Source organism: Bartonella gabonensis (assembly GCF_903679515.1).
In the GTDB taxonomy this organism is placed as follows: Bacteria; Pseudomonadota; Alphaproteobacteria; order Rhizobiales; family Rhizobiaceae; genus Bartonella; species Bartonella gabonensis.
Genome location: NZ_CAHOYM010000011.1, coordinates 1 through 21,113, shown reverse-complemented (window position 1 = coordinate 21,113; position 21,113 = coordinate 1). Strand labels below are relative to the sequence as shown.

Below are 21,113 nucleotides of genomic sequence, written 5' to 3'. Positions count from 1 at the left end.
GCAAGATTATGCTCTATTTAAAATTTATAAAGGCGATTATAAAAAAATAAAAGCGAACATTATAGGGAGTTTATCATGCTCAAGGGAGCTATAACTGCGCTTATCACACCGTTTGATCTTAAGGGTGAAATTGATGAGAAAGCGTTTTGTGATTTTGTTGAATGGCAAATCACACAAGGGATTAACGGTGTAAGCCCTGTTGGAACGACAGGTGAATCAGCAACTTTAAGCCATGAAGAACATAAGCGAATTATAGCATTGTGTGTTGAGCAGGTCGCAAAGCGTGTTCCTGTTGTTGCTGGAGCAGGATCCAATAGCACAAGTGAGGCTATAGAGCTTGCACAACACGCGCAAAAAGCTGGTGCAGATGCCGTTTTGGTTGTTACACCCTATTATAATAGACCCAATCAGTCTGGTTTATATAAGCATTTTTCTTCCATTGCCAAAGCTGTTTCTATTCCGATTATAATTTATAATATTCCGGGTCGTTCTGTTATCGATATGACTGTGGAAACGATGAGAGACCTTTATCAAGATTTTAACAATATCATTGGTGTTAAGGATGCAACGGGCAGAATTGAGCGCGTGAGTGAACAAGGTGAAAAGTGTGGCAAAGATTTTGTGCAGCTTTCCGGTGATGATTGTACAGCATTAGGTTTTAATGCACATGGAGGTGTTGGATGTATTTCAGTTTCTTCCAATGTTGCTCCAAGACTTTGCGCACAGCTTCAAGCCGCTTGTTTTCATGGTGATTATAAAACAGCTCGGGAATTAAATGATCGCCTTATGCCTCTTAATCGCGCTGTGTTTATTGAACCTAGCCCAGCAGGTATTAAATATGCTGCTGCAAAATTGGGTTTTTGTGGTGAGACTGTGCGTTCTCCGATTGTTCCATTAACAGAGATTACCAAGAAGATTATTGATGCAGCCCTTAGTCATGCTGGTCTTTTAAAAGCATAAAGTGACATTGACAAAGCCATGAATAAAAAAAAGAATGCGTCTGTGCGAAAAATCATTGCTGACAATCGTAAAGCACGTTTTAATTTTGAAATCCTTAATAATCTTGAGGCGGGTCTTGTTCTTCAAGGAGCGGAAGTAAAGTCTTTACGTTCTAATCATGCTAATATTGCTGAAAGCTATGCCAGTTTTGAAAATGGAGAATTATGGTTAGTAAACAGCTATATTCCTGAATATACGCAGGCTAATCGTTTTAATCATGAGCCGCGACGTTTGCGTAAATTATTACTTTCAAAACGTGAGATGGCACGCTTTTTTAATGCAACATCCCGTGAAGGAATGACACTTATTCCTCTCAAGCTTTATTTTAATGAACGTGGGCGCGTTAAGTTAGAGATTGCTCTAGCCCGTGGGAAAAAACTTCATGATAAGCGCGAAACAGAAAAAAAACGTGATTGGGGCCGTGAAAAAGAAAGACTTTTAAAAAGATATGGATGATCAATTTGGATATGCTTTATTGATTTAGCATTGATCTAAGTATGTTTTTGCTGCTTGAAAAATTTGGTGAAACATAGCGTCTGTCAAGCGGCCAGTGTTGGTATTATAACGAGAACAGTGATAGCTTGAAAAAATACGTAATCTGCCAATGTTATTGATTTTGCCATGTCCAAAAGGATGAGCTAAAACTTTTGCATTAAGAGCGCGTATCGTTGAATGGTGTGCAATGGTGCCTAAGGTAATAACGGCTTTAAGTTTGGGAAGATTTGTTAAAAGAGGGGAAAAGAAAGAGCGGCATGTGTTAATTTCTGTGCCGGTGGGTTTATTTTCTGGTGGAACACAGCGAACAGAGTTAACGATTGCAGCATCAATCAGTTCAAGAGTATCGTCTGCTCTTTCTTCAAAGGTTCCTTGGGCAAAACCAAATTTTTTTAAAGTGGAGTAAAGTAAGTGCCCTGCATAATCACCTGTGAATGGACGTCCAGTTCGATTGGCCCCGCGTAATCCAGGAGCAAGACCAACAATGAGAAGACGCGTTGTGTCTGCTCCTTTATAGGGAAAGAAAGGGCGTACCGGTGCGTTATACCAACTTGGTTCTTTCGCACGCCAATCAGCAATAAACTGATGGAGCCTAGGGCATAAATTGCAATTTTTGGGGGGCTCCGGGCAAAGCGATGTTAATAGGCTATTCATGGTATTAGGCATCAATCGTTTTTTATTCTTTTGAGTCTTTTATGGCGTTATAATGGATCATGTTTTGATAAAAGACCTAGAATATCAATAAACTGTTTTAGAAGAAAGTTTAATATCAATTTATAGCTCATTATGATGTAACAAGAGGCAATCTTTCAGTCATTTCTTCGAGGAATAAGAGTGCAATAGATATAATGTTTAAAGAAAAATTCTGTCTTTCATAAATATATTATCATAAAAAATGTGCACAAAGCTTTTGTTATTGGAAAGGATTTTTAAGGGCTAGTATTTCTTTTAAAAAGATAAAGACTGCAAAGAGATATTTTGTCAAGAAATCCCTTCTTTTGTTTGAATCCAATCTATGGGAATCCTTTTAAGAGCAGCTTTGAGAAAGAGCATGAAGAGGATATACATTTTTTTATAAAGTTTCCAAAAATTTTCTCAAATAAGTTCTTTAAGCAAAAAATATAAAAGCTTGTGTTGTTTTTCTTGTGTTTTATTTTGATTATTGTATATACTCCTCTATCCGCTATTAAATTTTTAATTTGAGAAAGAGGCATAAATGGCCCGCGTAACGGTAGAAGATTGTATTGATAAAGTTGATAACCGCTTTGAATTGGTACTTTTAGCCGGTCATCGGGCGCGTCAGATTTCACAAGGCGCGCAGATTACAGTTGATCGTGATAATGATAAAAACCCAGTTGTTGCTTTGCGTGAAATAGCAGAAGAGACATTATCGCCTGCTGATTTAAAGGAAGATCTTATTCATTCGCTACAAAAGCATGTGGAAGTAGATGAGCCAGAAATGGCAAGTGGATTTATCACCCATTCAAGTGAAGCTGAAAGTGTTTTTAATACATCATCGCAAGAAGAAGGAACTTCATTTGATCATATGTCAGAAGAAGAGCTTTTAGCGGGTATTGAAGGTTTGGTTGTTCCTGAAAAGAGTGACGATTATTAATTGCGTCGATTGATATTACAGGAGTAACGATGCCATATCATATAAGGAGAAGTTATTTTTCTTGTTTTTTATTGATAAGACGAGTTCAATAAAGATTAGAGGTGTGAAAAGATAAAGGATATGCTCGTATGATGCGTCAGTGTGAGCTTGTTGGGCGTGTTCAACGTTACAAGTCTGACGTAGACGAAGCTCTTTTAAATAGAGCCTATGATTATGCAATGAGAAAGCATGCACATCAAATGCGTGCTTCAGGTGATCTTTATTTTTCTCATCCTTTAGAAGTTGCTGCTATTTTAACAGACATGCGGCTAGACGAAGCAACGATTGCTGTTGCTCTTTTGCATGATACAATTGAAGATACAAGCGCTACACGGGCAGAAATTGATCAGCTTTTTGGTTCTGAAATTGGGAAGTTGGTTGAAGGACTTACAAAGCTTAATAAGCTTGATCTTGTATCAAAAAAAGCTGTACAGGCAGAAAATCTTCGTAAACTTCTTATTGCGATTTCTGATGATGTTCGTGTTCTTTTAGTCAAACTAGCAGACCGTCTTCATAATATGCGTACCCTTGGTGTTATGCGTGATGATAAACGTCGACGGATTGCTGAGGAGACAATGGATATTTATGCGCCACTTGCGGGCCGTATGGGTATGCAGGATATGCGCGAGGAATTAGAGGATCTCTCTTTCTTTTATTTAAATCCAGAAGGTCATCGTACGATTACCAATCGACTTTCTGAATTATCAAAGCGCAATCGTGATTTGCTTTCTACAATTGAAAATGAATTGACAAAACTTTTTTTGGAAAACGGCATTAAAGCAGATGTTAAAAGCCGTCAGAAAAAATCTTATTCAGTTTTTCGCAAAATGGAAAGTAAAGCATTATCTTTTGAACAGTTATCGGATATTTTTGGATTTCGTGTGATTGTTGAATCCGTGAATGATTGTTATCGTGCTCTTGGTGTCATCCATACGACATGGCCGATGGTTCCTGGTCGTTTTAAAGATTATATTTCTATACCAAAGCAAAATGATTATCGTTCTATTCATACAACCATTGTGGGGCCTTCGAGACAACGCGTTGAATTACAAATTAGAACGGCTGCCATGAATGAAGTTGCTGAATATGGGGTTGCTGCTCATTCTATATATAAAGAACAGGGGTCCAATTATTCGACTTCGAAATTATCCAGCGAAACGAATGCCTATGCATGGTTGCGTCAAACGATACAATCTTTATCTGATGGAGATAATCCGGAAGAGTTTTTAGAGCATACAAAACTTGAGCTTTTTCAAGACCAAGTTTTTTGTTTTACACCAAAAGGTCGATTAATTGCTTTTCCTAAAGGAGCGACACCTATTGATTTTGCTTATGCCGTTCATACAGACATCGGCGATTCTTGTGTGGGCGTAAAAATCAATGGTCGTATTATGCCTTTAATGACTAAATTAAAAAATGGCGATGAAGTTGATATTATCTGTTCACACGCTCAAATTCCGCCAGCTGCGTGGGAGTTTCTTGTTGTCACAGGTAAAGCACGTTCAGCTATTCGACGTGCAAGCCGAGCAGCGGTACGTAAGCAATATTCGGGGCTAGGATATCGTATTCTTGAGCGTTCATTTGAATATATGGGAAAACAATTTTCAAAAGATGTTTTGAAAAAAGTTTTACCACGTTTGGCACGTAAAGATGTGGAGGATGTATTGGCTGCTGTTGGGCGTGGAGAGTTATTTTCCGCTGATGTGATTAAAGCGGTTTATCCTGATTACCAAGAGCGTGTAGTACAAAAGTCATCTTTTAGGCCTGGGGAAGAAGGATGGTTTAATATTGAAAATGCTCAAGGTATGATTTTTAAAGTTCCGGAAAATGAAAAAGATACAATGATAGAGGATCATCAATCTAAAGCATTACCTATTCGAGGAACTCGTGGAGATATACCTGTACGTTTTTCACCAGAAGGAGCTGTGCCTGGAGACCGGATTGTTGGTATCATGCAACCTGGTGCGGGGATTGTTATTTATCCAATACAGTCTTCGGCTTTGATGGCGTATGATGATCAGCCAGAAAGATGGATTGATGTCCGCTGGGATATTGATGCCCAAATGAATGAACGTTTTCCTGCACGGATGAGTATTTTGGTTGCCAATAGTCCTGGTTCTTTAGCTGAAATTACGCAAATAGTTTCTGCTAACGATGCCAATATTCAAAATTTATCTTTTATCCGTACAGCACCAGATTTTACAGAAATGATGATTGATTTAGAAGTTTGGGATTTAAAACATTTGAATCGTATTTTTTCTCAGTTAAAAAAGGCAGATTCAGTCAGTACAGTACGGCGGGTTCATGGGKAACAAGAAAGATTTTATAATGAATACACAAGATGTCATTGATATTTTTAAACAAGCAGATGCTATTCTAGAAGGGCATTTTATTTTAACATCGGGGCGCCATAGTGCGATTTATATGCAAAAGGCGAAAGTGTTTATGCATGCTGACTTGACGGAAAAGCTCTGTCGTGGATTGGCTGAAAAAATTAAACAATCTATCGAGGGACAAATTGATTATGTCGTTGGTCCCGCAATTGGCGGTCTTATTCCTTCCTATGAGACTTCACGTCACCTTGGTGTTCCTTCTCTTTGGGTAGAGCGTGTCAATGGCGTCTTTGAATTGCGTCGTTTTGAAATCAAGAAGGGTGCACGGGTTGTTATTGTTGAAGATATTGTGACAACGGGTCTTTCCATACGTGAAACCGTTGAGGCGCTGGCGGCAGCAGGAGTAGAGGTATTGGCAAGTGCATGTATCCTTGATCGTTCTGGTGGTAAGGTAGATGTTGGCGTTCCGTTGATTGCGCTTGCTGAATACGAGATAGCTTCTTATGCGAGTGATGCACTTCCTGCAGATCTTTCTGCTCTTCCAGCGTTTAAACCAGGCAGTCGAAATATTTAATTATCTTTCTATTTGTTATGCAAAAACTTAAAAAGATTAATTTGGATGATATAGATTGTTTCATCATCAAAAGATGTGTATTGAGAGTCATATGCTTTTTCGTCGTCGAGAACCAGTAGATTTTGTAACGCGTATTCGACTTTGGTTATGGCCACGTCGTTCATTTTCTCGCTCATTTTCTTACATCTATAAACGTATCTTGCGTATATCAGCAACACCGCATGAAGTTGCGTTAGGATTTGCTATTGGTATTTTTTTAGCCTGTACCCCTATCTTCGGGGTACATATGATTTTGGCAGTATTTTTTTCTTGGATTTTGCGTGCAAACTTTGCGGCTGCAATCATTGGGACGGTTTTTTCTAATCCCCTTACATTTTTATTGATTGTCATGGCTGATTATAAAATAGGGTATTTTTGTTTATCGCTTTTTAGCGATGTCAATGAGATTTCTCTTTCTCAAATTCGTGCTTTATTTAATGGTTTGACAGTGTCAAATTTCTCTCTCCTTTTTAAAGGTGCATGGGATACAATTATGCGTCCTATGATTTTAGGTGGAACTCTTTTAGGGGGTGTTTTTGGTGGTTTATCTTATATAGGTGTTTATAGAGCAACGGTTCGTTTTAAACAAAAGCGATATCAAAAGATTATAAAAAAAGGCGTTTAAAGAGGTGTTCATCGTAAGGAAGATCGGATAATATCTTATGATTATTGGTTTTGGAAATGATTTGGTTGATATACGACGTATTGAGAGAATGTTGGTTCGTTATGGCGAGCGTTTTATCCAGCGTGTTTTTACGGATATCGAAAGGAATAGATCCGAAAATCTCAAAAAAAATTCTTCTTCTTATGCAAAAAGATTTGCCGCTAAAGAAGCATGTGCTAAAGCCCTAGGGACGGGAATCGCTTGTGGTATCAATTGGAAAGACATGGGGGTGGTTAATTTGCCATCTGGGAAACCAATCATGCAATTAACAAATTATGCGCAAATACAACTTCAAAAGTTGTTACCTCCTCATCATGATGCGGTTATTCATCTCAGCATCACAGATGATTTTCCTTGGGCGCAGGCATTTGTTATTATTGAAGCACTTCCACGTGGATAGATGGCGTGAGAGATTGTGCTTTTTTTATTTGAGTATTATGATGAAAAAGAGTTATATTTGTGATGAAAAGGCAGTTGGTGATGGTCCAAAAAGATACAGTGCATAAAAAAGAAAAAAAAGATGGGTTTCTTGAATTAATTTCTGTTTTAATACAAGCTTTGCTTTTAGCAGCGTTTATTCGGACACTTTTTTTCCAGCCTTTTAGCATTCCTTCTGGTTCAATGCGTCCTACTTTGTTAGTGGGGGATTACTTATTTGTTTCAAAATATGCATATGGCTATTCTCGTTTTTCTATTCCTTTTTCTCCTCCTCTTTTTTCAGGACGGATTTGGGCATCTCAGCCTCAGCGTGGGGATGTTGTTGTTTTTCGTTTACCCAGTGATCCAAAGATTGATTATATAAAACGTGTTGTTGGGCTCCCAGGTGATCGTATACAAGTTCGACAAAGTGTTCTTTATATTAATGATGAGGCTGTTTCACGTCGTTTTATGGGGAAGATTGATAATTCTGATATAACGGAGGTTAATTATCCTGTTGACGTCTATCGTGAGACACTGCCCAATGGTGTGAGCTATGATACGCTTGATTTAGCTTTTATTCCAAAAGTTGATGACACGGAAGTCTTTGAAGTTCCAGAAGGTCATTATTTTATGATGGGTGACAACCGCGATAATTCAGACGATAGTCGTTTGGATGTAGGTTATGTTCCAGAGGAGAATCTGGTTGGTCGAGCAAGTGTGATTTTTTTCTCTATTAGTAATAGTTCAAGTGCTTGGCAGCTTTGGCGTTGGCCATTTGATGTGCGTTGGAATCGTTTGTTTTCTTTCATCAATACTGTTCATGATTTGCCGCTTATCAAACAAGGAAATAATAATGAAGCGTCCAATGATTGATCAGCTTGAGAAGCTGACGGGACATCGCTTTAAAGATGAAGAGAGGTTAAAAAGAGCATTAACACATTCTAGTGTCCAAGATTCGGAACGAGGAAATTATGAGCGACTGGAATTTCTAGGAGATCGGGTTCTGGGCCTTTTGATTGCAGAGATGCTGTATCAACTTTTCTCTCAAGCAAGTGAAGGCGAATTATCGGTGCGTTTGAATCATCTGGTTAATGCGCAGACGTGTGCTGATATTGCACGCGAAATGAGGCTGCCTGATATGATCCATGTTGGTTTTGAGATGAGAAATTTTGAAGGGCGTCGACTCATCAATATGCATGCAGATGTCGTGGAAGCTTTGATTGCTGTAATCTATCTTGATGGAGGATTGGAAAGCGTTCGTCCTTTCATTCAAAAATATTGGCAAAGTCGGGCAAAGAAAATGGATGCTGGTCGACGTGATGCCAAGACAGAGTTACAGGAATGGGCGCATATTCAAGGCAATGCACAACCACATTATCAGGTTATCAAACGTTCAGGTCCAGATCACGATCCTGTTTTTATGGTAGAGGCCAGTATTTCAGGTTTTGCTTCAGAGATTGGGCAAGGAAGCTCTAAAAGATGTGCCGAAAGGATGGCAGCTGAAAAAATTTTGCGACGAGAAGGGGTATGGAAAAACGTGGGAAAAAATGATCATGAGTGATGTTATGAAAACGCGTTCAGGGTTTGTTGTGCTTATTGGGATGCCTAATGCCGGTAAATCGACATTGGTTAATCAATTGGTTGGAACAAAGGTTTCAATTGTAACGCATAAGGTACAAACAACACGAACTTTAATCCGTGGTATTGTCATTCATGATGATGTGCAAATTGTGTTTGTCGATACACCGGGTGTTTTTCGTCCTCATAAGCGTTTAGAACGTGCCATGGTCTCTGCTGCTTGGGGAGGGGCTAAGAGTGCTGATGTTTTGCTCGTTTTAATTGATGCTCAAAGTGGTTTTTCGGATGAAGTTGAGATGATGTTGGATATTATAAACAATATGAAACAAGAAAAAGTTCTGGTTCTCAATAAGGTTGATACTGTTGTTAAGTCATCTCTTTTAACGTTAACCACTAAAATAAATGAACGTGTAAAGTTTGCGCAAACATTTATGATTTCTGCTCTAAACGGTTCTGGTTGCAAGGATTTACTTCATGCCTTGAGTAATATGATGCAGGAGGGACCATGGTATTATCCGGAAGATCAAATTTCCGATATGCCTATGCGTCATCTTGCTGCTGAAATTACGCGTGAAAAACTTTTTCTTCGTCTTCATGATGAGCTTCCTTATTCCTCAACAGTTGAAACAGAAAGCTTTGAAGAGCGTTCAGATGGTTCCGTTAAAATTAATCAAGTTATTTATATAGAGCGTGAGAGTCAGAAGAAAATTGTTTTAGGAGCAAAGGGCGATACAATTAAAACGATTGGTCAAGCAGCACGCAAGGAGCTTATGGAAATTATGGATCAAAAGGTTCATCTTTTTCTCTTTGTGAAAGTGCGCAATAATTGGGATACCGATCCAGAACGTTATCGCGAAATGGGATTGGATTTTTTAAAATAAGATGAAGTGGAAAGAGCAAGCTGTTATTCTTGGGGCGCGCCAATATGGTGAAACAAGTGTCATTCTTGAGATTATGACACGTGAACGTGGTCGTTATATGGGGGTGGTAAAAGGGGGACGCTCACGTCGTATGGCTGCTCTTCTTCAGCCTGGAAATTTTGTGGAGGTTGAATGGTGGGCGCGTTTAGAAGAATATTTGGGACTTTTTCGCCTTGAAGCACTTGATTTACATGCGGCACGATTAATCTGTTTACCAGAAGCACTTTATGCTTTGCAATTGATCGCTTTTCATTTGCGGCTGCTTCCTGAGCGTGATCCACACCCAGCTTTATATGATATTTTACACCTTTTTATGCAGAATTTTGATGAACCATTTGTAAATGCAGAATTGCTTGTACGTTTTGAAATGCGGCTTCTTAAAGAACTTGGTTTTGGTCTTGATTTATCTTGTTGTGCTGCAACAGGTCGTCAGGAAAAGCTTTCTTACGTATCGCCAAAATCTGGACGGGCTGTTTGTGAAGAAGCAGGGGAACCTTGGAAAAAAAAGCTTCTCATTCTCCCACAGTTTCTTGTGCAAAGAGCAACCCGTCCTGCTGATTTTAAGGATATAATAAATGCTTTTAACTTAACGGGTTTTTTTCTTATGCGTCATGTCTGGGAGCCACGAGATATAAAACAGCCATCAGTGCGCATGAATTTGATACAGTTGTTTGAGCGTCGATTTGGTACACAAGCCTTTATTTGTTGATCTGATTTGAATAGAATGAGAAAATGAAAATTTTAAAGACAATTGCTGAAGTTCGCCAATATACTTCAGAGAAACGGCGTTTAGGCTTTTCGATTGGTTTTGTTCCAACAATGGGGGCACTCCATCAGGGGCATCTTGCATTAGTACAGCGTGCAAAAGCAATGTGTGATCGCGTATTGGTTTCTATTTTTGTCAATCCAAAGCAATTTGGGCCTAATGAAGATTTTGCTCAATATCCAAGAGACTTAAGAAGCGATTGCGCTTTATTAGAAAAAGCGGGTGTTGAATGTGTTTTTGCACCTTCTGTAGATGAAATGTGGCCACTGGGAAATGATACAATTGTGCAAGTGGAAAAATTATCACATATTTTAATGGGAAAATTACGTCCAGGACACTTTTGTGGTGTAACAAGTGTTGTTGCTAAGCTTTTTAATATTGTTCAACCTGATAAGGCTTTTTTTGGAGAAAAAGATTTTCAACAAATTTTAATTGTTCGGCGTATGGTTGAAGATTTAGCTTTTCCTGTTGAAATTATTGGAGTTCCTATTTTACGTGAAGCAGATGGTGTCGCATACTCTTCACGGAATAAACTTTTAACATTAGAAGATCGTAAAGCGGCCAAAATTATTCCTGAAAGTGGAAAAGCCGCTGAAAAACTTTACCATGAAGGTGAGCGGTCGGTTGATAAGTTATGCAAAATTGTTCGTAATATTTTACGAAAAGAAATGCGTGCAATCATTGAAGCAATAGATTTACGGGATATGGAAACTTTGTCTACGGTTAAAGGAACATTGAATAAACCAGCAGTTTTACTTCTTACTGTCCGCTTTGGTGAGGTAAGGCTGATTGATCAATATATATTGCAAGAGAAGGGCAAAAAATGAGTATCCATAAAACGGTGAAGCGTATAACATCTTCTCAAATACGTACAAGGAAGGGACAACAGCCGATTGTTTCTTTAACAGCTTATCAAGCTTATACTGCACGGATTGCAGATCCCTATTGCGATATCCTTTTGGTGGGTGATAGCGTTGGTATGGTTGTGTATGGGTTTGAGACAACGCTTCCTGTTAATTTAGATATGATGATTTTACACGGAAAAGCCGTGGTGCGTGGATCTCAAAAAGCTCTTGTCGTTATTGATATGCCTTTTGGCTCTTATGAGGAAAGTAAAGAGAAGGCATTTTTAAATGCATCGCGTATTCTTGCACAAACAGGGTGTGGAGCTGTTAAGCTTGAAGGTGGAGTTTATATAGCGGAAACAATAGATTTTTTATGTAAACGTGGCATTCCAGTGATGGGACATATTGGTCTTACTCCCCAAGCGGTGAATCGTTTTGGTGGTTTTAAGACACAAGGACGTAAAGAGAGTGATTGGCAAAGAATTGAAGCAGATGGAGCAGCGATTGAAAAGGCAGGTGCTTTTGCCGTTGTTTTGGAAGGAGTTGTCGAACCTTTAGCGGTTAAACTAACAAAACAGCTTTCTATCCCAACCATCGGTATTGGTGCATCCAATCAATGTGATGGTCAAGTATTGGTAATGGAAGATATGTTGGGCTATGGGGATCATGTACCCAAATTTGTACGTCGTTATGGGAACCTTGAACAAGCCATGGAAACTGCAATCAAAAACTATGCAGAAGATGTTGCATCCCGTGCTTTTCCAGCGGATAAGGAAGTTTATAAACTGAAATAAATTTTAGTTTAAGCTAAAAAGTTCGATAAGCGAATGTTTGTCTATTGTTATAATGAATGTGCATTATTCCATATATTTTTGTATGCAATTTTATCTGTGCTTTTTTTAAAGAAACATTTAGAAACCTAATTCTATCTCGCGACGGCGCTCGCGAATGGTATAACGATAAAGCCATTGAGCACCTCCATCTTTACGCTTATGAAGGAATGGTCGATACCATCGCGCACACTTTTCAATTCTAAAATATTGCAGCAGTGCTTGGCATTTGAAAGGGTTTAGCTGAGGTATTTTTATTTCCGTTAATGACATGAACGTTGTGATCAGTAATGAATATTTTATTCATGTTTATTGATGAATGCAAAATAGTTTTTAGATGGGGACTGTTGTTGCGATATTATATTTTATTTGGGTTGTATGATCGTTGGTCTATTTGTGCGGTGGCTCATTGTTCAAGACTTGCTTAGGCAAGACAAAATAAACTGCAGCGATGAAAAATTGACGTTAAATAACTCAAGCTGCTTGTGTTAGGTTTTATTATCTGATAGTTCTTCCCTCTATTAGAGTGGGGGTTTGCTGCGTGTGAGCTTCAGTTTTGGAGAGGATACTTAAGATCAGGCGGGTTAGTATTCACTACATTGCTTCATTGAATCTCTGTATGTTGCTGTTTGAAACCAAACGTTTTGTTACAGCATGTTATTTGCTATTCTATATTTTATAGCGGCAAAGCAATGGTACGCGTTAAAGTTAAAAGGATTTGTATTTGTTATGTCTTTGGGGAAAATTGTATAATTAATTTTGTTTTGATGATTAATTGGGGGCTGATACAGAGCATTGTCGTGTGCAAAAAGCCATTATGAAAAGCATATTATATTGGTTGACAAAACATCTATTGCATGTGCGCTATGGTTTAATAGAGGCTGTCAGTCAATGAATTGATAAAATGGATGGAGTTTAAAAGGAGATGACTCTGTATAGGTGATGAGAACATATTTCTTCAATCTTTATAATTATAAAGATGCCCTTTATGATTATAAATTTTCATGTCATTTCAGTGTCATTAATTGATAAAAAATAAAGGGGAAAGTTTATGAACTTGAAGAAAAAAATATTGAAAAGGAGCAGTTGTCTTGTTTCTGCTCTTATGGCACTGGGGATGGTTGTACAACAAGTTTCAGCAAAAACGCCGGCTAATACTCTTGTAATGGCTTGGAATTTCGATGCAATCAGTACGTTTGATCCGGCTCAAAGCAATGATGTTTATGCAAGTGAAATTATTGGAAATATTTGTGATAACTTGGTCACTACAGCGGCAGGTGATCCAACAAAAATGGTTCCAGCATTAGAAACACATTGGGATGTTTCAGGGGATGATCACAATACGGTGATTACCTTTCATTTGCGTGATGGTTTGAAGTTTAATGATGGTAGATCCGCCAACGCCAATGATCTTGTTTGGGGTATGAAGCGGGTTGTCAAATTAAAAATGGCCGATGCGGCAACTTTTAATGAATATGGAATTACAGAGCAAAATGTTGATGATGCTTTGCAAGCACCCGATGAGAAAACGGTGGTGATAAAATTTTATAAGTCTTATCCTGCAGAGCTTATTCTTAATAATGTTATTGCAAATCATGTAACGGCTTTGCTTGATCATGAAACCATTATGAAGCATGAAAAAGATGGCGATCTGGGAAATCAGTATTTGAAGAGTCATACTGCTTGTGTTGGTCCTTATCAGTTAAAAAGTTGGCGCCCTGGAGAAGCTCTTTTGTTGCGTGCAAGTTCCCATTATTGGGGAGAGGCACCGAAACTGAAGCAAATTCTCATTCGCCATGTTGCAGAGCCAGAAACACAACGTTTATTGTTGCAAAAACATGATGTTGATGTTGCCCGTAATTTGACCTCTGAAGATCTTGCAGACTTGAAAAAAATAACAGATGTTAAGGTGGAAAAGGTGTTGGTGCCAAGCATGATGTATTGGGGATTCAACATGATAAATCCGATTTTTGCTAAGGAAAAAGTACGCTTGGCGATGCGCTACCTCATAGACTATGAAGGTTTTGGCAATAAGCTTCTCAAAGGTGTTGGTATTCCGCGGGCAAGTTTTATTCCTCTTGGCAACTTTGGGGCTTTGGATGAAAAAGAAGGCCAACCCTTTAAGCTTGATATTCACAAAGCAAAGCAGCTTTTAGCAGAGGCTGGTTATCCGAATGGATTTAAGGCAAATTTTCTTGTTTCAAATACTCCTTATACTTTAGCTCTTGCTCAGTCACTCCAAGATAGTGCCGCACAAGCAGGGGTGCATCTTAAAATTGAACGGGTGGCAGGGACACAGTTGTTTTCAAAGGTGGATGCCCGAGCTTTTGATACGACTTTTATCGGATGGAATAGCGGATCTACGGATCCTCATACAATTGCTTCACGTTTTGTTTATAATTCAGATAATCGGTTTGAGGCAAAAAATACAGCCTATCCTAGCTGGCAGCATGGGTATTTTGATGAATCTATGAATAAAAAAGTTGAAGAAGCATTGTTTCAAAAAGATTCACAAAAACGAGCACAACTCTATGGTGATTTACAACGTGAATTGATGCAAAAAGGACCTTATGCGTTTATTTTTCAGAAATATAATGTGATAGCGATGACACCTAATGTCAAAAAATGGGTTTCGAATAGTGCACCGCGTATTTTTTATAGTGAAATTGAAAAATAAGCGTGTCTTTTCATGTCGTCAAAGATAAAAAGAATTTGATCGTCATTGCATGATGAAAATATTCTCCCACAAGAAGCCTTTCAGTTTTTAAAGGATGAAATTGTGGGGGATGATGTCATATAGGATTGAGGTCATTTATAGGGAGGAATGAATATGGAAAGTTATATGGGGGAGGATTTGTTTATGGTTATAGATTTTCTTCATCTCGAGTATAGATTGATATATGAGAGAATTATTTTATAGATGCCTCATTTGATTAAATGAAGTTGATGTTTGTTACCATGCTGTTTAAAAGATGAAAAAAATCACAATCGCTTTGTGTGAAAAGGTACAAGTATACAAAAAGAAGAGATAAAACGGGGAAAAAAGAATGTTGAAAAGAATTTTTATTTTATTAAGCACAATGGTTTTTTTTAATGGGGCTGCAGTATCAGCATTTAGTGCTTCATCTAAAGATATATTGGTGATGGCATGGAATATTGATGCAATTAGTAGTTTTGATCCTGCGCAAACCGTTGAGGTTGTGACAAGTGAGTTATTGACGAATATTTGTAGTGCGCTCGTGCAATATGATGAGCATGATCCTACAAAAATTCGTCCTGCTATGGCACAATCTTGGGATGTTTTAGATAATGGCAAAAGAATAGTTTTTCACCTTCGTGATGATTTAAAGTTTCATGATGGAAGAGTGGCTACGGCGCAAGATCTCGTATGGTCGATGCAACGGATTATTAAATTAGGCTTGAGCTATGCTCAATTTTTAATGGATTATGGTTTTACCAAAGATAATGTTGAAACCAATATTCAGGCTCTTGATGATAAGACTTTACAATTAAAATTAGATAAATCCTATCCTATTCAGCTCATATTGACTGTTATTGGACAGTCTTATGCTTCTTCTCTGCTTGATCGGAAAACAATAGAAGCACAGAGTATTAACGGTGATATGGGGAATAAATATTTAGCGACACATTCGGCTTGTGTTGGACCTTATAAATTGGCAAGCTGGTTTCCAGGAGATAAAGTTGTGTTAGAGGCAACACAGCATTATTGGGGGAATATGCCTAAAATTAAGCAGATTGTCGTGCGACATGTAGCGGATTCAGCAAGTCAAAGATTTCTTTTGGAAAAAGGTGATGTGGATATAGCGCGTGATCTTTCTTCAGAGGATATTTTAGACCTTGAAAAAAAAGGCGGCTCAGTCAAAATTAGTCGTGTTTTGCGTCCGCAGATTATTTATCTATCGTTAAACAATAAGAATGCAATTTTTGCGAACGAAAAGGTCAGATTGGCACTTCGTTATTTGGTTGATTATGAAGGTCTTGGAAAAACTGTTTTGAAGGGAATTGCTATTCCTCGGGCAACTTATATGTCTTTAGGTGTTCCAGGAGCTTTGGATGAAAAAGAAGGTCTGCCTTTTAAGTTAGATTTGGAAAAAGCAAAACAGTTAATTACTGAAGCTGGTTATCCTAACGGTTTTAAAGCTAATCTTTTAGTGGGTAGTCTTAGTTATATGTCATCTGTTGCGCAGTCTATTCAAGCTAATGCACGCAAAATTGGTGTTGAGCTGACACTTGAAAAAATGGCACAAAATCAATTGTTAGGTCGTGTACGGGGTGGAAATTATGATACTGCACTTATGGGGTGGGGAAGTGCTGATCCTGATGGACATCCTGCTTCATTGAATCACGTGTTTAATCCTGATCCAACATTTACGAAAAAGTATAATATGTATTTGGCTTGGCGCGCTGGATATTATGATGAAAATATTAATAAAATGGTGATGGATGCTTTATTTGAGCAAGACCCTAATAAGCGTATTATGCAATATCGTACTTTACAGCATTATGTGCTAGAGCATGGTCCTATGGTTTATTTATTTCAGACATATTATACCGTTGGTATGGGACCTGATGTCAAAAAATGGGTTTGGAATAGTTACAGACTTTACTACAATGAAGCAGAAAAATAAAAAGAAGCATGTTATGGAAAAGGGTTGCAGAACATGCTTAATAAGGAATTGTTTCATTATATAAAAAAAGGTATTCGCTTTATGTTGTATCGCTACAGAGGGGATTTTTATAATGGTTTTACCATTTTCAGAGACTGAAAGAGCTGTATCAGAAAAGCAGAAAAAATTATTTTTATGGGATTTTTTGTTCAAGGGATTAAAACTTCTTATTTCAGTTTTTATCACATTGCTTGGGTTGGTGACGATTACTTTTTTTCTTGGTCATCTTCTTCCTCTCGATCCTGTTCTATCTATTCTTGGTGATAATATTAGTCAGGAAGCTTATGATGCCATGTATTATAAGCTGGGTCTTGATAAGCCGTTGATTGTTCAATATTGGAAGTATCTTCATAATGTATTTTTATTTGATTTTGGAGATGCTCTGACATCTGGACACCCTGTTTTAGCTGATATTATGCGGGTATTTCCTGCAACACTAGAGCTTGCAACTGTTGCTATTGTTATTGGTACAACTCTTGGAATTCCCTTTGGTGTTTTTGCAGCAATGTATCGCGATTCATTTATTGATTACTTTGTCCGTGTTTTTACACTTTTGAGTTATTCTACACCGACATTTTGGCTTGGGCTCATGGCGTTGTTAATCTTTTATGCCAAGCTTGGTTGGGTTGGTGGTCCAGGGAGACTTGATTTTTTTTATGAATATTCTTTTGAACCAAAAACAGGATTCTTTCTTTGGGATACGGTAAGCCAAGGACAATGGGAGGCTTTTGGGAATGTCTTTAGTCACATTATTATGCCTGCTTTGATCTTGGCTTTCGGGGCTATGGCTTATATTAGCCGTATGACTCGTGGGTTTATGATTGAGCAGCTCAATCAGGAATATATCATTACTGCACGTGTAAAGGGATTATCGTGGGCGCGAACGGTTTGGGGACATGCTTTTCGGAATGCTGCTGTTCAGGTTATTACCGTTGTTGCTCTTTCTTATGCTTTTTTATTAGAAGGAGCTGTTTTGACGGAGACAGTTTTTGCTTGGCCTGGTTTTGGACATTATTTGACAAATGCTCTTCTCGCTGGAGATATGAATGCAGTTGTAGGATGTACTTTACTTATAGGATTGATCTTTGTCGCCATTAATTTATTTTCTGATTTGCTTTATTGCATTTTTGATCCAAGGACACGTTGAATATGACAGTCAGTAATCATCATAAATCGCAATCATCATCTTCTTTGAGCTCTTGGTTAAATGATCCTGTTCCACGGTCCATAATTCAAGCAAACATACAAAGAATTTATCATGCACTGGTTAAATTTTTTCATAACTTTTCGGCTGTATTCGGTCTGTTTATTATTTGTATTATTATCATGTGTGCACTTTTTGCTCCTTGGATTGCTACGCACGATTTTCTTAGCAATGATCTGGGGAATCGGTTGCAATCTCCCTCTATGGAGCATTATTTGGGGACCGATGAATTAGGTCGTGATATTTTTAGTCGCCTTGTTTTTGGTTCTCGTATTACTCTTTATGTTGTTTTTCTCACAACAGTTATTGTCGGGCCAATAGGACTCATTGTTGGGACTGTCTCTGGATATGTAGGGGGATGGGTTGATACTGCTCTTATGCGTATTGTTGATATTTTTCTCGCTTTTCCAGCGTTGATTTTAGCTCTTGCTTTTTCAGCGGCTTTGGGACCAGGGATTGAAAATGCTTCTATTGCAATTTCAATTGCAGCATGGCCACCAATCGCACGTTTAGCGCGCGCTGAGACTTTGACGATACGTTCTTCTGATTATGTTTCTGTGGTTCGTTTACAAGGGGCATCTCCTTTGCGGATTATTTTGTTTCATGTTGCGCCCATGTGTATTCCTTCAGTGATTGTTCGATTAACTTTAGATATGTCTGGAATTATTTTAACAGCTGCTGGCCTTGGATTTTTGGGGTTGGGAGCTCAACTTCCAAGTCCTGAATGGGGGGCGATGCTTTCCTCGGGACGGGAATTTATGATGACAAATTGGTGGTTGGCAGCAATACCAGGCTGTGCAATATTATTTGCAAGCCTTGCTTTCAACCTTTTAGGTGATGGTCTTCGTGATGTATTGGATCCACGCAATGGGTAATAAATTATTAGAAGTAGAAGATTTACGTATTTCTTTTCCTACAACGCGCGGCATTTCAGAAGTTGTGCGCGGTGTTAGCTTTTCTGTCGGAAAAGAAAAAATTGGCATTGTTGGTGAATCCGGATCTGGAAAATCGATGACTGGACGCGCAATACTAAAGCTGAGTCCAAAATCAGCCATTGTTAAAGCTAAAAAAATGCGCTTTGATGATATCGATTTATTGCGTGCCAGTGAACTTCAGATGCGAAAAATCCGCGGTAAGCGTATTTCAATGATTTTACAGGACCCCAAATATTCACTTAATCCACTCATACGGATTGGGGAGCAGATTATGGAGGCTTACCGTATTCATTACCGTGTTTCAAAAGCTGAAGCACGGGAGCGAACTATATCTATGTTAAAATCTGTTCATATTCGTGATCCTGAAGATGTGATGCATCTCTTTCCTCGTGAAATATCTGGGGGAATGGGACAGCGCGTGATGATTGCAATGATGCTCATTCCGAAACCTGATTTAATTATTGCCGATGAACCAACATCTGCTCTTGATATTACGGTTAGACGACAAGTTCTATCCGTATTAGATGAACTTGTGACAAAGTCTGGAACGGGGCTTATTTTCATTAGTCATGATTTGAATATGATTGCCGATTTTTGTGATCGTATCTTGGTGATGTATGCGGGCCGTGTGCTAGAAGAGTTGCCTGCTTCTGATTTGTTTCATGCTTGTCACCCTTATACAAAGGCTTTGCTAGCAAGTTTGCCACGGCTTGATAATCCTGTTGATGTTTTGGCTGTTCCTGAGCGTGATCCTGATTGGTTGTATAATCCTACGATTGTTAATGGTGTTGAGGGGGGGCATCATGACAAATTGTGAGAATATTATTGATGTTTCTAATTTATCTGTAACGTTTGGGCACAGGTACAAGGCCGTAACCGTTGTTAAAAATGTTAATTTTCATATTAAGCGTGGTGAAGCTTATGGTTTGATTGGTGAATCCGGATGTGGAAAATCAACTATTTTGAATACATTGGTGGGGCTTATTCCAGAGTATAGTGGAAAGTTCCTTTTTGAGGGACAAGAAGTCGAGAAAAAAAGAAGTAAGAATTTTTTACGCTGTATTCAAATGGTTTTTCAAGATCCTTATGCTTCGCTGCATCCAAGAAAAATGGTCCATACAGTTCTTTCTGAATCACTCAAAATCCATGGTATGGATAATCAAAGAGAGCGAGTGGAGGATGCTTTAGATTCTGTTGGTTTAGATTCTTCATTTCTTTATCGTTATCCTCATGAATTATCTGGTGGGCAGCGTCAACGTATTGCTCTTGCTTGTGCTTTGATTATTGAGCCAGAGGTTTTGTTGCTTGATGAGCCAACATCTGCATTGGATGTGTCGGTACAGGCTGAAATTTTAAACTTGTTAAAATCATTGCGCGAGAGAAAAAAGCTTACTTATTTGATGGTATCCCATGATCTTGCTGTTGTTGCACATATTTGTGAACGTGTTGGAATTATGCATAAAGGGATTATTCTTGAAGAACTTAGCAATGATGAATTGCGTAAGCTACATGCACAACACGATTATACAAGGGAGTTTTTTGAAGCCAGTATTGAGCCTGTTGTCCATAGAGAACAAAGAGCGTGATCAATTTCACAGAAAAAAATGCGAATTTTTCTATTTTGAAGCTTCTGGAGATGTTTGTTGGTATTGTTAAAAGGGAAGGGAGATAATAGGATTTTTTTAGTCATGAATTTGCTGGACAGTGTCTGAGTTATATTATTTTAAATCCTATTAAAATCTATTAAAACTATGGTTATGAAATATACGAGTGACTTATAACATATATTCTTTGTCTGATAGTGTTATCCTGTTTTTTGCTTATCATTTTATCTTAAGCAGTTTTATTTTGGAATTTTGAGCATTAAATTTTTGAAAAATAACAGAAGAGAATAATGGCTGTATTTTACGGARAAGCTTCTCATTATTTTACAATATCATCTTAGTTTTTAGTTGTTCTCTTTTTTACAGTTTTAGGCATTATTCATTGAAAAATGCTAAGCTTTATTCTTTATAAAAGAAGAATTTTTTGTAAAAAATTTCCAACGGTTAATGACAGTTTTCAAATATTTTGCTGTTTTCTATTTTTTTAGCGCTTAAAAAACAGATTATAATAAATAAAAAGGGTAGCATGTTATGCTACCTTTTTGTTAAATTGAATAGTATGAAT

Annotated in this window: 19 protein-coding genes and 2 pseudogenes; 19 read left to right on the top strand and 2 right to left on the bottom strand. The window is 38.0% G+C overall.

The genetic code is table 11. The features are described from left to right. Positions 1 to 75: 75 nt before the first annotated feature. Both dapA and smpB read left to right on the top strand, forming a co-directional pair. A complete protein-coding gene (gene dapA, locus HWX04_RS03630; protein ID WP_175868856.1) occupies positions 76 to 960 on the top strand; it encodes a 4-hydroxy-tetrahydrodipicolinate synthase in 885 nt (294 codons plus the stop codon). A gap of 18 nt (positions 961 to 978) precedes the next feature. Continuing rightward, positions 979 to 1,455: an SsrA-binding protein SmpB gene (gene smpB / locus HWX04_RS03625; RefSeq protein WP_175868855.1), complete on the top strand. Its 477-nt coding sequence runs from the start codon at positions 979 to 981 to the stop codon at positions 1,453 to 1,455. Positions 1,456 to 1,479: 24 nt separating this feature from the next. On the opposite strand, the gene HWX04_RS03620 is transcribed toward smpB, so the two are convergent. Next, positions 1,480 to 2,148: a uracil-DNA glycosylase gene (locus tag HWX04_RS03620; RefSeq protein WP_175868877.1), complete on the bottom strand. Its 669-nt coding sequence runs from the start codon at positions 2,146 to 2,148 to the stop codon at positions 1,480 to 1,482. A 562-nt stretch (positions 2,149 to 2,710) separates the two neighbouring features. On the opposite strand from HWX04_RS03620, the gene rpoZ reads away from it, so the two are divergent. From rpoZ to panB, 11 genes are all read left to right on the top strand, one after another. Next, positions 2,711 to 3,109: a DNA-directed RNA polymerase subunit omega gene (gene rpoZ, locus HWX04_RS03615; RefSeq protein ID WP_175868854.1), complete on the top strand. Its 399-nt coding sequence runs from the start codon at positions 2,711 to 2,713 to the stop codon at positions 3,107 to 3,109. A 128-nt stretch (positions 3,110 to 3,237) separates the two neighbouring features. Then, positions 3,238 to 5,499, top strand: coding sequence for a RelA/SpoT family protein (locus HWX04_RS03610; RefSeq protein ID WP_175868853.1), 2,262 nt, complete (start codon positions 3,238 to 3,240; stop codon positions 5,497 to 5,499). Next, positions 5,477 to 6,055, top strand: coding sequence for an orotate phosphoribosyltransferase (pyrE, locus tag HWX04_RS03605; RefSeq protein ID WP_175868852.1), 579 nt, complete (start codon positions 5,477 to 5,479; stop codon positions 6,053 to 6,055). Before HWX04_RS03610 ends, pyrE begins: the two co-directional genes overlap by 23 nt. Positions 6,056 to 6,146: 91 nt before the next feature. After that, the gene (locus HWX04_RS03600) at positions 6,147 to 6,719 is read left to right on the top strand and encodes a DUF2062 domain-containing protein (RefSeq protein ID WP_175868851.1); all 573 of its coding nucleotides are present in this window, start codon (positions 6,147 to 6,149) and stop codon (positions 6,717 to 6,719) included. 37 nt (positions 6,720 to 6,756) lie between these two features. After that, entirely contained in the window at positions 6,757 to 7,158 is a 402-nt protein-coding gene (gene acpS / locus HWX04_RS03595) for a holo-ACP synthase (protein WP_175868850.1), read from the top strand. An 80-nt stretch (positions 7,159 to 7,238) separates the two neighbouring features. Beyond that, positions 7,239 to 8,051, top strand: coding sequence for a signal peptidase I (gene lepB / locus HWX04_RS03590; RefSeq protein WP_175868876.1), 813 nt, complete (start codon positions 7,239 to 7,241; stop codon positions 8,049 to 8,051). Continuing rightward, a complete protein-coding gene (gene rnc / locus HWX04_RS03585) occupies positions 8,032 to 8,739 on the top strand; it encodes a ribonuclease III (RefSeq protein ID WP_175868849.1) in 708 nt (235 codons plus the stop codon). Before lepB ends, rnc begins: the two co-directional genes overlap by 20 nt. Further along, the gene (gene era, locus HWX04_RS03580; RefSeq protein ID WP_175868848.1) at positions 8,732 to 9,637 is read left to right on the top strand and encodes a GTPase Era; all 906 of its coding nucleotides are present in this window, start codon (positions 8,732 to 8,734) and stop codon (positions 9,635 to 9,637) included. The genes rnc and era overlap by 8 nt, the downstream gene beginning before the upstream one ends. Position 9,638: 1 nt before the next feature. Further along, a complete protein-coding gene (gene recO / locus HWX04_RS03575; RefSeq protein ID WP_175868847.1) occupies positions 9,639 to 10,385 on the top strand; it encodes a DNA repair protein RecO in 747 nt (248 codons plus the stop codon). A gap of 23 nt (positions 10,386 to 10,408) precedes the next feature. Further along, complete coding sequence (panC, locus tag HWX04_RS03570; RefSeq protein WP_175868846.1) at positions 10,409 to 11,269, top strand: pantoate--beta-alanine ligase; 861 nt, start codon at positions 10,409 to 10,411, stop codon at positions 11,267 to 11,269. Then, positions 11,266 to 12,081: a 3-methyl-2-oxobutanoate hydroxymethyltransferase gene (panB, locus tag HWX04_RS03565; protein ID WP_175868845.1), complete on the top strand. Its 816-nt coding sequence runs from the start codon at positions 11,266 to 11,268 to the stop codon at positions 12,079 to 12,081. The genes panC and panB overlap by 4 nt, the downstream gene beginning before the upstream one ends. A gap of 123 nt (positions 12,082 to 12,204) precedes the next feature. On the opposite strand, the pseudogene HWX04_RS08535 reads toward panB, so the two are convergent. After that, a pseudogene (locus HWX04_RS08535) lies at positions 12,205 to 12,285 on the bottom strand (DUF4102 domain-containing protein); the annotation flags it as partial. Between the two features lie 883 nt (positions 12,286 to 13,168). Here HWX04_RS08535 and HWX04_RS03560 point away from each other — a divergent pair. The 6 genes and pseudogenes from HWX04_RS03560 (at position 13,169) to HWX04_RS03535 (ending at position 20,530) form a co-directional block, all read left to right on the top strand. Continuing rightward, positions 13,169 to 14,794 carry an ABC transporter substrate-binding protein gene (locus HWX04_RS03560; protein WP_175868844.1) on the top strand — a complete coding sequence of 542 codons (1,626 nt, stop codon included), beginning with the start codon at positions 13,169 to 13,171 and terminating at the stop codon, positions 14,792 to 14,794. Between the two features lie 370 nt (positions 14,795 to 15,164). Next, entirely contained in the window at positions 15,165 to 16,766 is a 1,602-nt protein-coding gene (locus HWX04_RS03555) for an ABC transporter substrate-binding protein (RefSeq protein ID WP_175868843.1), read from the top strand. Between the two features lie 112 nt (positions 16,767 to 16,878). Continuing rightward, complete coding sequence (locus tag HWX04_RS03550; RefSeq protein WP_175868842.1) at positions 16,879 to 17,952, top strand: ABC transporter permease; 1,074 nt, start codon at positions 16,879 to 16,881, stop codon at positions 17,950 to 17,952. 2 nt (positions 17,953 to 17,954) lie between these two features. Next, positions 17,955 to 18,884: an ABC transporter permease gene (locus HWX04_RS03545; RefSeq protein WP_175868841.1), complete on the top strand. Its 930-nt coding sequence runs from the start codon at positions 17,955 to 17,957 to the stop codon at positions 18,882 to 18,884. A gap of 79 nt (positions 18,885 to 18,963) precedes the next feature. After that, positions 18,964 to 19,761 (top strand): annotated as a pseudogene (locus tag HWX04_RS03540) (ABC transporter ATP-binding protein); the annotation flags it as partial. Next, a complete protein-coding gene (locus tag HWX04_RS03535; RefSeq protein WP_175868839.1) occupies positions 19,748 to 20,530 on the top strand; it encodes an ABC transporter ATP-binding protein in 783 nt (260 codons plus the stop codon). The pseudogene HWX04_RS03540 and the gene HWX04_RS03535, both read left to right, overlap by 14 nt. Positions 20,531 to 21,113: the final 583 nt, after the last annotated feature.